Genomic DNA, 14890 nt, shown 5'->3' on the forward strand with positions numbered 1-14890 from the left:
ACCTAAGAATCGTTTAATTGTAATTTCCTAAAAATGGTTTATACATTGAAAATATGCGTATTATTCTTAAGCCTTCTTTTGATAGATTGCCAATCTGACAATACTGATATAAAATCCGTTGCGCCCTCACAAAACCCTAAACCAACTCAACTAACATTGGCCACTAAATCAGAACCCATTAAATATTTGGCTTTGGGAGACAGTTATACAATAGGGCAAAGTGTTTGTGAAACCTGCCGATTTCCAGAACAATTAAAAGCCAAGCTCTATAATTTAAACACTCGAAATAGCATTTCGTTAAACATAATTGCAAAGACAGGATGGACAACCAGTAATTTAATATCGGCAATAAACAGTCAAAATCCAAGTAATGATTATGACCTAGTTACTTTACTCATTGGGGTGAATAATCAATATCAAGGGAATTCTTTTTCTGAATATGAAAAAGAATTCCCTGATTTAGTAAATAAGGCTATTTTATTAGCAAAAGGTGACAAAACAAATTTAATAGTAGTCTCTATTCCAGATTATGCATACACGCCATTTGGCAATGGAAATAAAAGAGTATCTACAGAAATAGATCAATATAATTCTTATGCACAAAACTATTGTGCAGAAAACAGCATAATATTCGTAAACATTACAGACATAACCAGACAAGGCTTATCAAATCCTAGCCTAGTTGCATCAGACAACTTACATCCTTCTGAAAAAGCATATACTTTATTCGTAGAACGCATTTTACCAAAAGCAGTCGACGTTTTACAAAATTAAATATTAATTCTCTGGGGCCAATTCCAATTCCAAGCCTTCGAGACTCTCGGTAATCGGGATTTGACAACCCAAACGACTATTTGATTTTACATAAAAAGCTTCAGATAACATAGCTTCTTCATCATCACCCATAGCCGGCAACGGAACATCATTAAGAACATAACATTGGCAAGAAGCGCACATTGCCATTCCCCCGCAAGTTCCCTCAACCGGAAGCTCATAGGCTTTGCACAATTCCATTATGTTCATCGCCATATCTGTTGGGGCCTGTAATTCATGAACAACTCCTTCTCTATCTTTAATTTTTATTAAAACGTCCATTATATAATTTAACTTTTATTAAAAAAATCGAAGCTGTTTAAAACTTCGATGTTAATCTTTTACTGTAAGATCTAGTGCGTAATCTTTATTATTTTCGTTATTATGAATTTTCAAACCAATAACATCAGCTTGATTCACTACGAAAGTGACTTTCACAGCGGGCGTATAAGATCCTTCAAAAGTTTTAAATATTAACTTTCCCTCATACGTTAAATTCAACAAACCATTTTTTTCCGTTTTTGTTTTAGTCAATATTTGCGAATCTAAAACTGCTGTAATATATGCGCTTTTATCTAACATTTTAGCCTTGCCCCCGCTTAATTCAGTCAAAAATTCAGCATTGGCAATCTTTAATTGTCCCTGTCTATTTGACGATATATCAACCATTGAAGAAAAGTTTAATTCAGTCCATTCTTCATCAACATTAACATACGTTTTGGACACATATGCCTCTTGAATTGGTTCTTGGGCATAATTTTTATAGAAACACAGAAATAGAATAATTAATAAGTACTGCTTTTTCATAATTCAAATTTTATAGGTTAGTGCTACAAATGTAAATTTTTATTTGAATTTTCAAATAAAAAAATCTTGAATTATTCACATTGTTTTTTGCGCAAAACAAAATAAACAGCGATTTTATTGGTAATTCATTAATAATAATCTTTAAAAAAAACCTTTTCGTTGATTTTTAACAAGTATGAACCATCTATTTAACAAGAGCGAACATGACTTTTATCATTTTATACTTGGCTTTTTTTTATTAAAGAGTCATTTTTAAGATTAATAAAAACAAACAATATTCTATTTTTCAATGCATTACATAATATTAACAACCGTTTCTATTTGAGGGGCATACTTTTTAATGGTAGTCTCCACTCCGGCTCTTAACGTCATCTGATTCACACTACAACTTGTACACGCTCCTTCAAGGCGCACTTTTACGTGTTTTCCTTCATCAATTGAAATAAGCGTAATGTCTCCACCATCTGAATTCAGAAAAGGTCTGATTTCTTCCAGTGCTTTTAGAACATTATTAGTTAATTCTTCTGTTTTCATAAGTTGATATCTATTATTCTTTTTCGGTCTACCGATATTTTCAGGAATTAATCACACATTAGTGATTGCTATTCATCCTTCAATATTATTTCTTAACAGCCGAACATCCGGCCATTGTAGTGATTTTGATTGCTTCAGTAGGTTCCAAATTTTCATTTCTATTGACAACTTCACTAACTACGTTTCGTGTTATCTCGTCAAAAACATTTTCAATAATAGAACCTGTTTGTAATGCCGCTGGACGTCCATAATCTCCCGCTTCGCGAATAGACTGTACAATTGGCACTTCTCCAAGAAAAGCAACTCCTAGATCCTGAGCAAGATCTTTAGCTCCCTCTTTTCCAAAGATATAATATTTATTGTTAGGCAATTCTTCTGGTGTAAAATAGGCCATGTTTTCTATAATTCCCAAAACAGGAACATTTATCGCTTCTGATAAAAACATGGAAACTCCTTTCTTGGCATCTGCCAGTGCAACAGCTTGTGGAGTACTAACCACAACAGCACCAGTAACAGGCAATGATTGCATAATTGATAAATGAATATCTCCTGTTCCAGGTGGCAGATCAATTAACATGAAATCTAATTCCCCCCAATTGGCATCAAAAATCATTTGATTTAGCGCTTTAGAAGCCATCGGACCTCTCCAGATTACAGCTTGACTTGGCGAGGTGAAAAATCCGATAGAAAGCATTTTTACTCCATAACTTTCAACAGGTTTCATCTTCGATTTCCCGTCAACCTCTACCGAAATCGGCTTTTCATTTTCGACATCAAACATGATTGGCATCGATGGACCGTAAATATCAGCATCCAATATCCCTACTGCAAATCCCATTTTAGCTAATGTTACCGCCAAATTTGCCGTAACAGTAGATTTTCCTACACCTCCTTTTCCTGAAGCAACTGCAATAATATTTTTTATCCCTGGTATAGCTTTTCCTTTAATTTCATTCTTTTCTGGAACTTCTACTTTTATGTTTACTTTGATTTTAGCATCTGGAGACACTAATTCATGTATCGTTTTTCTAATGTCATCTTCAGCTCTTTTCTTGATGTGCATTGCCGGTGTATGCAATAACAAATCCACAACAACTTCATCTCCAAAAGTAACCACGTTTGCAATAGCGCCACTTTCTACCATATTTTTACCTTCACCAGCAATAGTTATTGTTTCTAATGCCTTAAGAATATCTTTTCTATCTAATTTCATGCGTAATTATTATTTTTTTATTTGGAACATGTAGTACCTTCTCCAATCTATTTATCTTTTTTGAATCGGGCGATTTCATTATAAATGGTTTAAAAAAAGGCTGTCTTTATTTAAACTAATTTTAGATTGCAAAGATAACGGATTAAGTTCTTATTCTAAAGGATTTGAATTGGATTTATTGATAGTGGTTGATAATAACATCTATAATCTCAACAGTCATTTTTGCAATCCTAAAATCCTTAAAAAACAATAACTGCGAATAGAAGTAATACCGAATTAAACCTTCATTTCAGGATCCCAAAAAACGGACTTAAAATTCATGATTTGATTATCCTCAACAACAATACCCTCACTTTCCAGTAATTGTTGCATTAGATTCGTTCCGTCAAAATGGTGTTTACCTGTTAACAATCCTTTTCTGTTGACCACTCTATGTGCAGGAACATCTTCAAGATTATGTGCTGCATTCATTGCCCAACCTACCATTCTGGCAGAACGCGCAGCCCCTAAAACTTTGGCAATTGCGCCATAGGAAGTGACCTTTCCGTATGGAATTTGTCTGACGACAGCGTAAACTCTTTCAAAAAAATTATCGTTTGTTGCTTCCATTTTGTTTTATCCAAAATATCCTTTAATGAGTTTGAACAGTGTAACTATCGAAACTAACCCAGTAATTGAACCAATAATATAATTTCCATTATTGATTAAAAAAGAGGATTTTGCTTCCCTTTTCTTGAAGTATATGATGTAGAGATAAAAAACCAGAAAGGAACCTGCGACTACTCCTCCCACAAAAGCAAAAATAAAAGATTCTAAAAAATAAAAATACCCATACGTAGAAAGTGTAATGGACACGAAAACATAATATGGAATGGGGAATAAATTCAATGCCGACAGCAACATTCCCAAAAAAAACCGATTCGTTTTACTGCGAACTTTGGTTTCCGATTTAGGCAATTTTGGTTTTTTGGCTTTCCAAAAAAAATAAATGGTCAGTGCAATAAAAATAAATAGTCCAATTTCTTGAAGACTACTGATAATATCCGGACGGCTATTAATAAAATTAGCAAATAATAAAGCTAAAAATGTCTGAAAAAAAACAATTATTGTAGCACCAATAGCGAAAGAAATGGCCTCATTCCTACCGTCTTTTAAGCTTACTTTTGCAGCTGTCATATTAATCAAACCAGGAGGTGTAATACCAATTGCTGCAACAATAAATCCGAGAAAAAAAGGCAATAGTAGAGTCATACTTAGTTTGCATTTTCAGTTTGCAGTCTCAGCTTACAAACTGAAAACCATCTTAGAAAACTATTTGATTTTAAAACGAATATACGTAATTGCTTTGTTAATTTCCAAATATTGCTTCTCATAAAATGTCTGAAAAGCAGTAACTTCTTCAGGACTTCCCTCATTTACATACACATTATGATTAGCATACAAAACCTCATGTCCTTCTCCATGAAGCAGTCCCAATGTGTAGCCATGCATGAACTCACTATCGGTTTTAAGATTGACAACTCCTTCCTTCTTCAAAATTTTCTTGTACAATTGCAGAAATTCTGAATTAGTCATTCTATGTTTTGTTCTTTTGTATTTTATTTGGGGATCTGGAAAAGTAATCCAAATTTCATCAACTTCATTTTCAGCAAAAATATGGTTGATTAATTCGATTTGAGTTCGAATAAAAGCCACATTTTGTAATCCTGTTTCAACCGCAGTTTTTGCACCACGCCAGAAACGAGCTCCTTTGATATCGATTCCCACGAAGTTTTTATTTGGGTATCTCTCGGCCAATCCAACAGAATATTCTCCTTTGCCACAACCCAATTCAAGTACCAATGGATTTTCGTTTTTAAAAAAATCCGAATTCCACTTCCCTCTTAGCGGAAACAAATCTCCGACTACCTCTTCTCTTGTTGGTTGAAAAACATTAGTGAATGTTTCGTTTTCCTTGAACCTTTTTAATTTATTTTTACTTCCCACGATATATTTGCTATTTCGGCAAAATTAAGGAATTATTTAAGACCGAAAACTTTGATGAAGAAAAAATGAAGATTTAAATCATGCCCTAATATTTTTAAGCAGAACTTCTTTATACCTAAAAAACATATTCAATCTCCTACTTTCAAGCCCTTTTTTTGAACCAAAAAAAGAGATGCTGAAAAAAACAACTGAAATTATTCAACAGTAAACTTCAACTACATTCACTTTTAGCTAAAAATATATTTATGTACCTTTATGTAAAATAATCTTTTGATGAAAAAAAAAGTTTTATTAATAACAATTATAGCATTGACTCTTTCCCTCGTTTCTTTCTACCGTTACAGCGAAGAAATTCTAACGGCTGAAGACACTTCTTCTGCCCAAACACAACAGTTCACAAAAATTAATATTGACAGAGCTACCATTGCTCGTTTTTTCACCCAATACCCTTCTCTAAAAAAATACCAACCAGATGTTAATACCATATACGCAAAAAGAAAATTTAAGCCGATTTGGTATAATCGCACAGAACTTATCGAATTTGCCAATGTACTATATGCTAAAGTAAATCTTCTTGATGAGGAAGGATTAAATTCTCAATTACCCTATAAAGATAAATTTGACAAGATTTTTGATCAAAACTCAGCTGATAAACCTTCCCAAACCGATACCGAAATAATGCTATCCACCGTATACGTTTTTTATGCCCAAAAAGTATTTCATGGAGTGGACACAAAAAAAATACAGGAAACTGGGTGGTTTATCCCTAGAAATAATATTTCTTATGTAAATCTTTTGGATTCTTTATTAGTTAATCCAGAATTACTAAGTAAAAATGAAAATCTGGTATTTAACCAATACTATAAACTTCGAGATGTTTTAAAGAAATACCGACAAATAGAAAAAGAAGGCGGTTGGAATCAAATAGACTCGATTTCTGAGGCACAGGAATTGAAACCAAATGACAGCTCCAAAATCATTGGTCAAATAAGACACTGGCTTACCATTAACGGGGACTTAAAACGAGATTCCAAACTTAATGTGTACGATGATGAGATGATGGCCGCTATATTGAATTTTAAAAAAAGGAACGATTTTAAGGTTAATTATCCCATTACCTATAGACACATCAGACAAATGAACATTCCTGCCGAAGAACGCATTAAAATCATCATGATAAACATGGAACGTTGCAGATGGATTGATCCAAAATTGGCCAGAGCCAATGAATATATAATTATAAATATTCCATCCTTTAAATTAATTTATAAAAAAAACGGCAAAAAGGAACTGGAATCGAATGTGTTTTTAGGTCAAATCATTACCGAAACAGTAGTTTTTAGTGCCAATATGAGCAGTATTGTGTTTAGTCCCTATTGGAATATCCCCAAAAGCATTGTTGAAAGTGAACTAAAAATACAAATAGAACATGACAAAGATTATCTGGCCAAAAACAATATAGAATGGAACAACGGTAACCCCAGACAAAAACCCGGAATAAATAATTCTTTGGGACTCGTTAAATTTGTTTTTCCAAATTCCAATAACATCTATCTCCACGACACGCCAGCCCGAAGTCTATTCGACATGGAATACAGAACATTTAGTCATGGCTGCATTAATTTAGAAAAAGCCAAAGAATTGGCCATCTTAATTTTAAAAGATGACCCCGACTGGCCTATTGACCGGATCAATGATGCAATGAAAGGGGTAAAGGAAACCACTTGTATACTCAAACATAAAATCCCAATCCATATTGGCTATTTTACAGCTTGGGTTAACGATTCTGGAGAGATCTGTTTTTATAATGATATCTATTTAAGGGATGACCATCTGGCAGAATTAATATTTTCAGAAACACCCTAATGTCATTATTGTTTCTTTGCCTGAAGATTTTTTATCACGACATCCTCAATCCCTTCTTTAATTTTCACCACTTCATTTGTATTCTCATTTGGAACGGTCATAGACAAAACATAGTGTTTAATTTTCCATTCTTTACCTGTCTTTATCAAAACACCAGAACCTCTACAAATTTTCATTTGAGTATTCAACAGTTCGTCAAACCAAGCCAGTTTACCTGATTTATCAAAATAAATGTGACGCTCCAATGCTTTAAAGTCCCAAGCTTTGCCTCTGTCAAAATAAGGTTTTGCAAAGGCCTTAAAAGCTTTCAAATCCCAATTTTCGGTTGGATCTGTTCCGATGTAAATCGCATCATCTGTCATCATTCCAAAATAGACTTCGGCATTGGCCTCTGCCGCAGCTTTGTGCCAAGCATCAAGGGTTCTGTTTACCTGTTCTTTTTCACCGGATTCTTTATAGTGCAAAGAATCAAAACTCACTAATGTCAATACTGCTAAACTTAAAAAGAGTGCTCTCATATTTTTACTTTTTTTATTTCTTTGGAAGACTTCCCATTTTAATTTTCATTTCACCATTTTTCCCGTCCACAACCAACAAATGCAACACTATTCCTTTGTATCGTTTGGCTTCTCTTTCTTTTAGATCTTTAATTTTATAATCATCCTCTGGATTTCTTAACGGAATCGTCAACCCTAAATTAGTTCCTTTCTTGAATGAATAAATACCCTCAACATCAAAATTCAGCACATTTGAACTCACTTTAAAATAATCAACATTTACAAAGCTACCGCTCATATTCAATCGTCCTGACAAATCATTAAAAACAATATGTTTTACATCTCTGTTTGGAAAAGCAAACTTGCCAATTTTTATTATTGGCATAAAATTGTTCAGTTCCCCTTTTTTGATATCATAATACAAATTTCCTTTAGCCGAATCGTCAACCAAATCTCCATTTTGAGTCATTTTTACCGACATGTCAGCCGTTGCCGAAAGATTTCCTTTTATATCATTAGGCTGAAAGGATGTAATTCCGAAATTTTTGAAAGATGTTAAAAATTGAGGAATATCAACCGTTGCAATGTTTACATTTGTTTTTACATCAAATAAATTACCGTTTGGAATTAACTGGGAAGCAAATGTGATTTTGCCTCCACAGGATTCAATTGCTCCTTGTTTGACAAAAAATTGTCTATTCTTGGCCACAATAATAATTTTGGCATTCTTGGCCGTCAAATTAGAATACACCATCTTGTCAAGATTCAAATTTAAAACCACTTGACATTTTTCAACAAGCGTTATCCGTTTTTTAATATCTGATTTGCTGGCTACTTTTTTAACTTCATTCGTTTTTTGACTATGGGCCAAAACACTTATGAATTTTTTCACATCCATAAAAGGGCTGTTGATATTCAAAACAGCCACCATTTTTGCAGGATCATTATAATAGAGATTAAGAAAATTATCAATTTTCCCATCTAAGAAAAAAATATTTTTATCTCTTTGGTACTTAATATTTCTAATAAACAATGCCTGGTCCGTAAAATCAAGAAGAACATTGGTTTGAAAAGTAATATTCTTAGATCTTAAAAGCATATTAGCCTTTTCTATATTCACTTTCCCCGTAAAACGAGGTTTTGAAATTCGCAAAGCCACAATATCAACATTGAATTTAAAATCGACGTTTGCCGTTCCTCCATTAAACTTTATAAATTGATCACCAAAAATATTTCCCAATTTCTCGACATCAAACTTAGAATGCAAGTCTCCTGTTGCAATCGGTTTTTCTAAATTATTAATTGCTGCATTAGGAATAACTACTGGAATCCCCTTGTAGTTTCCTGTGAAATTTTTAATGATAACAGCCGAGTTGATGTCATTATTCCCTAAACCGTTCTTGAAATTATTGATATATCGTCCTTCAAAACTACACTCTTTGGTTTCCCCTTCTGAAGAAACCAAGACATTATCCTTGATTTGGGCATCCACAATAATTTCGGGATCTCCTTCTGCATTCATGTCGCCAATAATACTACATTGGGCATCAAGAGGCTTAGTTATATTAAAATGATTTAGAATTTTAAACAAATGTGGATCCAACAAATGAGCGGCATTCAGCCATAAAATAGTCGTTTTTATGTTGATATTCATTATTGGATGATCCTTGTTCAGACCAAAACTCGCTTTGATGTCAAAATCATCGTCGCCAATCCCAAGCCCTTCAGTAACTACGTCAATTTTATTTTTCGCCTTAGAGAATTGAACTGCCAGTTTTCCTTTTACTCTTTTGTCTTTTATAAAACTTCCGTGTTTGGTATTGAAAGCCATGCTTTTTGCAAAAACATCCAGAAACAAATCTGTTTCCCAGCCATCATCTTTATAATTTATTTTACATTTTAAAGAATTCACCTCAAAGTGGAACAATTTATTTCTTTGTAAATTTTGGGAAATAAAAACTACATTCTTAAAATCAACTTCTCCGATTTCAGTTTCAGTTTTGCTTTTTGGCTCATTTGTTTTGGGTTTTGGTTTAAAAATATTCGAATTGGAAACGCCATTTTTATCTTTAAACAAATCGATTTTAGTATCAATCAAAACTACTTTTTCTATATCCACTTTTTTATGCAATAAACTCAGCACATTCAATCGCACTTCGATTTCTTCCGCCTTAAGCACACTCCTTTTATGAACGGCATACAAACTGTCCTGCAGTTCAACTTTTTTCAAAACCACCGTAAAATTGGGAAAACCTATCAAGAATTTGTAGCCCACATCTCCAATACTGGCATGCCCCGAAATATTATCATTAATTTTCTGATTGATTTCGGTCATTATGTGCTCTTTATTTTGAGTAAAATAAATCCTCAATCCAATAAAGAAAATAAGTATTAACCCTAAAAAACCAACAATAAAAAAACCGGTTCTTTTTAAAATCTTTTTAAATCTAGTTGTCTTTGAAAATTCTTTTCCTTTTTCTATAAATTCTTTCATACCAGTTATTTAAAATTTTATATATCTATATAAAAAAAATTGCTTTTAAATATTTTGAATTGAATAATCCGCAAAACAACTCGACCTGTATCAAAGTTAACATAATATATTACAAAAACGAACGTTATATCTTAAAAACTTTAACATTGTAGTGCAAGATACTCAACTATTCAAACACTGTCTTTGTCCAAATTATCGCACCTATTTAAAGGTGTTTTTGTAGTATATTGATGAAAAAATTGAAAAATTGTACTACTTTTGATGTCAACAAACTCTATAAATGAGTTACTAATTTAAAAACAAAAAATATGCGATCATTAAAAATTTTACTGTTAAGTGCTTTCATAGTATTAGTATCTAATGCAGTTTCAGCACAAGCTTGGGGAATTAGAGCAGGAGCCAACTTTTCTGATATTAGTGGAAATGGCTGGAATACAGACGCCAAAACTGGTCTTTATGTTGGCGTTTACAAAGAAATTCCATTGATAAAAAGCTTGCTTTTCATACAGCCTGAAGTACAATACTCACAGGAAGGATTTTCAACTAAAAATGCAAAAGACACAAAAATAGATTATCTTACTGTGCCTGTTTTAGCAAAAATTTATGTTGTTAAATTATTAAGCTTTGAAACCGGACCTCAATTTGGATTTGCAGTTTCAGACAATGTAGACTATACTGATGTAAACAGTTTTGTGCCTTCATGGGCTTTTGGTACGTCTCTTAACCTACCTTTAGGATTATCTATAAATGCTAGATACATCACAGGTTTGGATGACACGTTCGATAATCCAACGCTTTCAGGAAAAAACCAAGTTTTTCAAATTGGTGCCGCTTTCCAATTTTAAAAAAACACCAACCTACCACCTAAAAGTTGCCTTAAAGTTCATTTCTTTAAGGCAATTTTTTTTGTACATTTATAGTTGTGTCTCAAAAAAAACTTTCTTTATGAGAAAATCTCTTTTGTTGCTTATCCTATTTATTTTCAGTTTCTCCTTTTCTTCTATTTCCTGTAAAAAAAGGAAGATCCCGTTCTAAAATTGCCTCATAAAATCAGTGCTTTTAACAAAGTAAAAAGCCTGTCTCCATTTGACAGCACTCTGGTCAGCTCCTTTTTTATAAAACATCCGAAACTACAAAAATACCAAGAAGAAACAACCGAATTGTATCGAAAACGCAACTATCAATACATTTGGTTTGACTCCAAAGGCATACTGGAAGTTAGTCATTTGCTGTATAATAAATTAAACAATATGGAAGATGAAGGAATAAAAGCCGCCATTCCATACAAAGAAAATCTGGACACGCTTTTTCAGAATGCGACCGAAAATCAAAGCGCGAATGTCAATGATGAATTATTGATTACATCGCTTTATTTTTTTTATACCCACAAAGTTTTAAAAGGAATTGACGATAAAAAAATTGCCGAATTGGGTTGGTATTTACCCCGAAAAAAACAATCCTACGTTAATTATTTGGATTCAATAATTGCCAACCCTTCCCTAATTGACAAAAACGAAAAAGAAGTATTGAATGAGTATTACAGCCTCAAAGAAGTACTCCATAAATACAGAAAGATTCAAAAAAACAATTCTTGGAATCCCATAGAACTAGATTCCAGTCGTACTTCCTTGAAGCCTGGAGATTCTTCTCAAACTATTGCCCAAATCAGACAACGGTTGTTCATACTGGAAGACATAGCAGCAGACTCAAAAAGCACCCTATATGATGACACCCTTTCTGTTGGAATTCTGAAATACCAAAAACGAAATGGCATAAAAGAAAACCAAACGATTACACAAAAAACCATAGCCTCTTTGAATGTTCCAATAGAAAATCGGATCAAAACCATTATGGTCAATATGGAACGCTGTCGATGGATTGATGCCGATGTTGCTAAAGCCCCAGAATTGATAGTGGTAAATATCCCATCCTATCGATTGACTTTTTTCAAGGAAGGAAAACCTGTTTTAACCTCCAATGTGGTCGTGGGAAAAGACATGAACAAAACCGTCATTTTTAGTGCCGATATGCGTTATATCGTTTTTAGTCCCTATTGGAACGTTCCCAAAAGTATTATCGCAAAGGAGATTAAACCCGGCATAGCCAAAAACCCAAACTATCTGTCCAAACACAATATGGAACGGTATAATGGAGGTATTAGACAAAAACCCGGACCAAAAAACTCATTGGGATTAGTGAAGTTTCTGTTCCCAAACAACAATTCCATTTACCTGCACGACACCCCTTCCAAAAACTTGTTCGATGAAGAAAAAAGAGCTTTCAGCCACGGCTGCATACGAGTTGCGAAACCAGTAGAGTTGGCTAATGAAATACTAAAAAACGATAAAAACTGGACACCCGAAAAGATTGATGCCGCCATGCATAAAGGCAAAGAATCCTGGTACAGGCTCAAGAATAAAATTCCGGTGTACATTGGTTATTTTACTGCTTGGGTGGATAACGAGGGGGTTATTCATTTTTATGACGATGTGTATCAAAGAGATGATCGATTAGCAACGATGTTGTTTGAAGAATAGTTTTTTTGACAGACCAAATATTGATTAAACCTAGAATAAGCATTACACTTTATTTCGTAGAGAAACGCGAAGAACCCGCAAAGTTTCGCAAAGTTTTTTAAGTTCAATCTCAAGGATTCATTTTTTTCTTTGCGCATCTTTGCGTCTCCTTTGTGAATCTTCGTGACATCTATTCCTATTGCGGTATCTCAGTTAAAACAACAAAGGCTGTCCCGAAAGACAGCCTCAATTTATTCTATTTATTTATGTTTTTAATTGCTTAATGCGCTTTCTGCTTATCGAATGTAGTGTTGAGTACTTTTTTGATTTTATCCAAAGCTCCGTTGAATGCTTTTTCGATAGAATCGGCGTGTTCTGTAACGGCAATAGGCTGCATATTGGCTGGACGCGCTTCAATAAGACAACGCTTGTCGTTTACCCCAGATTTCGCACTGTTTTCATCCCCAAAATGTACTTCTACACGAGTCACTTTGTCATCAAAACGGGATAATACTCTTGTTATTTCAGTAGAAAAATAAGATTCTAATCTTTCGCTTCCTTCTACATTCTTGTCTGTGTTGATTTGTACTTTCATATGTCTATTATTATTAATTTTTAATGCTTATTCTCAAAGTTAAAAATTATTCCCTAAAACGGTCCCGTTTTAGTAAAACATTATGAAAGAAAAAAGTTGTTTTTTGATTTAAAGACAGAAGTGTCTGAAAAAGAAATTTAGTTACTATTTGGCTGGATTTAAATAAAGTATCATATTGTAGAATACTTAATTTCAAAATAATTTTTCATCGCCTTTTGCATAATGGCTTTATCAAGTTTAAGTAATTCCTCTTTTACATCCCAATCTTTAATCATTTCTTCATCTTTTATATCAAGTTCTTCGCCTTCCAATTTTCTAGTTAAAATATCGCTTAATAAAATTTGGTCGCAAGAATAATAATTTGGATAATAAGTTTCTATGAAAGGCCAGTAATTCACATTTCTTTTTCCAATTTCTGATATACTATTTTTATCAAAAATAGGTTTAATAAAATGTACATTTTCGAGTGCAAGGACACCTGTATACTGAGCTACAAATTCAAAATCATCCAATAGTGTCCCAAAAGATGAAGCAATCAAATATTTTTTTATCGCATCTTCTTTTGAAATTCCTCGTTCATTTCCTTTATGCTGACCATTCTTGTAAATAGCAAATAATTTCAGTTCTTTCATTTCTCGAAAATAGTATCAAGATGATATTCTAAAAATTCTTTTCTTGGCAAATATTTTATTCCATCAATAATTCTTTGATTTTCAATCGTAGCAAAATGACTTTGATAAAACGAAGTCTCCTTTTTCTTTTTTATGCCAGTTGACAATATCACTTGGTAGTTTGAATTTATACCAATCAATCCTTTATCGAATGCTTTGTCGTAAAGGGCAGAAAGACAAATTCCGTTTTCAGGATTTAGTCTTTCGTTTTCATTTTTTGACCAAGGAACAATATGGCTTGCCAATAATAATTCAGGAATATCAATTCCAGTAATGGCGCATTTGGTGGTGTAATTAGTTAAAACCATTTGCCTGAAAACAGATTGGTTCACTCTAGTTTTTACTTCTCGAATCACGTTTTCTCCTTTTAGTCCTTTTAAGTCGAAAAGAATTTCTTGATATTTGTTTTCTATTGAAGTATTTTCTTTTTGAGCCAGAATTTGTTCACTTAGAAAAACTAATTCTTCTTGATTATGAAAGAATTCGTCCCAAATTGGTTTTACTTGATTCATCCCTCCTTTTAAACCTCCAACTCCTCTTTGTTGATGATATGGATCTATACTTGCAAAATTTCCTAATCGCATTCCAATCGAACTCGGTGTTCTTCCTAAAATATTTGCCAAAGCAATAACTTTTGGATTACCCTTATGTGTTTTCCCAAATTCAATTTTTAAATACAAATTAAAAGCAAGTATTAATTCTTCTCGAGTCCAAAGATTTTTTTGTGCCATATTGTTATTTAATCGGTTATAAACAAATATAAATCTTTATACTCATAGTTTATAAAAATAGTTTTGCGAGGACAATTGACCTGCTTACAATTGTCCTCATTCATAATTAGTTTTCAACGTGTTTTCAGACCAAAAAAAACGCCAATCTTTCGACTGGCGTTTTAATA

Annotated in this window: 16 protein-coding genes; 4 read left to right on the plus strand and 12 right to left on the minus strand. The window is 33.1% G+C overall.

The annotated features are described in order from the left end of the window. Positions 1-33 precede the first annotated feature (33 nt). Positions 34-774, plus strand: coding sequence for an SGNH/GDSL hydrolase family protein (locus HQN62_RS00635; protein ID WP_116796897.1), 741 nt, complete (start codon positions 34-36; stop codon positions 772-774). A gap of 3 nt (positions 775-777) precedes the next feature. Here HQN62_RS00635 and HQN62_RS00640 read toward each other — a convergent pair whose 3' ends face one another. The 7 genes from HQN62_RS00640 to trmB all read right to left on the minus strand — a co-directional run bounded on the left by HQN62_RS00640 (position 778) and on the right by trmB (position 5353). Continuing rightward, entirely contained in the window at positions 778-1095 is a 318-nt protein-coding gene (locus tag HQN62_RS00640; RefSeq protein ID WP_111408112.1) for a 2Fe-2S iron-sulfur cluster-binding family protein, read from the minus strand. A 51-nt stretch (positions 1096-1146) separates the two neighbouring features. Continuing rightward, positions 1147-1620 (minus strand): hypothetical protein, encoded by a 474-nt coding sequence (locus HQN62_RS00645; protein WP_116796896.1) that lies wholly within the window; start codon positions 1618-1620, stop codon positions 1147-1149. 294 nt (positions 1621-1914) lie between these two features. After that, positions 1915-2154, minus strand: coding sequence for a NifU family protein (locus tag HQN62_RS00650; RefSeq protein ID WP_111408114.1), 240 nt, complete (start codon positions 2152-2154; stop codon positions 1915-1917). 85 nt (positions 2155-2239) lie between these two features. Then, positions 2240-3367 (minus strand): Mrp/NBP35 family ATP-binding protein, encoded by a 1128-nt coding sequence (locus tag HQN62_RS00655; protein ID WP_116796895.1) that lies wholly within the window; start codon positions 3365-3367, stop codon positions 2240-2242. A gap of 276 nt (positions 3368-3643) precedes the next feature. Beyond that, a complete protein-coding gene (locus HQN62_RS00660; protein WP_116796894.1) occupies positions 3644-3976 on the minus strand; it encodes an MGMT family protein in 333 nt (110 codons plus the stop codon). 6 nt (positions 3977-3982) lie between these two features. Further along, on the minus strand, positions 3983-4618 hold the full coding sequence (locus tag HQN62_RS00665; RefSeq protein WP_116796893.1) for a LysE family transporter: 636 nt from the start codon (positions 4616-4618) through the stop codon (positions 3983-3985). A gap of 60 nt (positions 4619-4678) precedes the next feature. Then, on the minus strand, positions 4679-5353 hold the full coding sequence (trmB, locus tag HQN62_RS00670) for a tRNA (guanosine(46)-N7)-methyltransferase TrmB (protein ID WP_116796892.1): 675 nt from the start codon (positions 5351-5353) through the stop codon (positions 4679-4681). 273 nt (positions 5354-5626) lie between these two features. Here trmB and HQN62_RS00675 point away from each other — a divergent pair, with 273 nt between their 5' ends. After that, complete coding sequence (locus HQN62_RS00675) at positions 5627-7219, plus strand: L,D-transpeptidase family protein (RefSeq protein ID WP_173502935.1); 1593 nt, start codon at positions 5627-5629, stop codon at positions 7217-7219. 5 nt (positions 7220-7224) lie between these two features. Here HQN62_RS00675 and HQN62_RS00680 read toward each other — a convergent pair whose 3' ends face one another. Together HQN62_RS00680 and HQN62_RS00685 are read right to left on the minus strand one after the other, a co-directional pair. Next, positions 7225-7737, minus strand: coding sequence for a nuclear transport factor 2 family protein (locus tag HQN62_RS00680; RefSeq protein WP_173502936.1), 513 nt, complete (start codon positions 7735-7737; stop codon positions 7225-7227). Positions 7738-7750: 13 nt separating this feature from the next. Next, the gene (locus tag HQN62_RS00685; protein WP_173502937.1) at positions 7751-10210 is read right to left on the minus strand and encodes an AsmA family protein; all 2460 of its coding nucleotides are present in this window, start codon (positions 10208-10210) and stop codon (positions 7751-7753) included. Between the two features lie 308 nt (positions 10211-10518). Here HQN62_RS00685 and HQN62_RS00690 point away from each other — a divergent pair, with 308 nt between their 5' ends. Both HQN62_RS00690 and HQN62_RS00695 read left to right on the plus strand, forming a co-directional pair. Continuing rightward, a complete protein-coding gene (locus HQN62_RS00690) occupies positions 10519-11055 on the plus strand; it encodes a porin family protein (RefSeq protein ID WP_116796888.1) in 537 nt (178 codons plus the stop codon). Positions 11056-11247: 192 nt separating this feature from the next. Next, positions 11248-12747 (plus strand): L,D-transpeptidase family protein, encoded by a 1500-nt coding sequence (locus HQN62_RS00695; protein ID WP_173502938.1) that lies wholly within the window; start codon positions 11248-11250, stop codon positions 12745-12747. 259 nt (positions 12748-13006) lie between these two features. Here the strand turns inward: HQN62_RS00695 and HQN62_RS00700 are convergent, their stop codons facing one another. From HQN62_RS00700 to HQN62_RS00710, 3 genes are all read right to left on the minus strand, one after another. Further along, positions 13007-13321: an HPF/RaiA family ribosome-associated protein gene (locus HQN62_RS00700; RefSeq protein ID WP_173502939.1), complete on the minus strand. Its 315-nt coding sequence runs from the start codon at positions 13319-13321 to the stop codon at positions 13007-13009. 170 nt (positions 13322-13491) lie between these two features. Then, a complete protein-coding gene (locus HQN62_RS00705) occupies positions 13492-13953 on the minus strand; it encodes a hypothetical protein (protein WP_173502940.1) in 462 nt (153 codons plus the stop codon). Next, positions 13950-14723 carry an HNH endonuclease gene (locus tag HQN62_RS00710; protein ID WP_173502941.1) on the minus strand — a complete coding sequence of 258 codons (774 nt, stop codon included), beginning with the start codon at positions 14721-14723 and terminating at the stop codon, positions 13950-13952. The genes HQN62_RS00705 and HQN62_RS00710 overlap by 4 nt, the downstream gene beginning before the upstream one ends. Positions 14724-14890 lie beyond the last annotated feature (167 nt).

Source organism: Flavobacterium sp. M31R6 (assembly GCF_013284035.1).
Classification (GTDB): domain Bacteria; phylum Bacteroidota; class Bacteroidia; order Flavobacteriales; family Flavobacteriaceae; genus Flavobacterium.

Coding starts and splice junctions, on each gene's coding strand:
- HQN62_RS00635 (WP_116796897.1), top strand. CDS start 34: ATGGTTTATACATTGAAAATATGCGTATTATTCTTAAGCCTTCTTTTG.
- HQN62_RS00640 (WP_111408112.1), bottom strand. CDS start 1,095: ATGGACGTTTTAATAAAAATTAAAGATAGAGAAGGAGTTGTTCATGAA.
- HQN62_RS00645 (WP_116796896.1), bottom strand. CDS start 1,620: ATGAAAAAGCAGTACTTATTAATTATTCTATTTCTGTGTTTCTATAAA.
- HQN62_RS00650 (WP_111408114.1), bottom strand. CDS start 2,154: ATGAAAACAGAAGAATTAACTAATAATGTTCTAAAAGCACTGGAAGAA.
- HQN62_RS00655 (WP_116796895.1), bottom strand. CDS start 3,367: ATGAAATTAGATAGAAAAGATATTCTTAAGGCATTAGAAACAATAACT.
- HQN62_RS00660 (WP_116796894.1), bottom strand. CDS start 3,976: ATGGAAGCAACAAACGATAATTTTTTTGAAAGAGTTTACGCTGTCGTC.
- HQN62_RS00665 (WP_116796893.1), bottom strand. CDS start 4,618: ATGACTCTACTATTGCCTTTTTTTCTCGGATTTATTGTTGCAGCAATT.
- HQN62_RS00675 (WP_173502935.1), top strand. CDS start 5,627: ATGAAAAAAAAAGTTTTATTAATAACAATTATAGCATTGACTCTTTCC.
- HQN62_RS00680 (WP_173502936.1), bottom strand. CDS start 7,737: ATGAGAGCACTCTTTTTAAGTTTAGCAGTATTGACATTAGTGAGTTTT.
- HQN62_RS00685 (WP_173502937.1), bottom strand. CDS start 10,210: ATGAAAGAATTTATAGAAAAAGGAAAAGAATTTTCAAAGACAACTAGA.
- HQN62_RS00690 (WP_116796888.1), top strand. CDS start 10,519: ATGCGATCATTAAAAATTTTACTGTTAAGTGCTTTCATAGTATTAGTA.
- HQN62_RS00700 (WP_173502939.1), bottom strand. CDS start 13,321: ATGAAAGTACAAATCAACACAGACAAGAATGTAGAAGGAAGCGAAAGA.
- HQN62_RS00705 (WP_173502940.1), bottom strand. CDS start 13,953: ATGAAAGAACTGAAATTATTTGCTATTTACAAGAATGGTCAGCATAAA.
- HQN62_RS00710 (WP_173502941.1), bottom strand. CDS start 14,723: ATGGCACAAAAAAATCTTTGGACTCGAGAAGAATTAATACTTGCTTTT.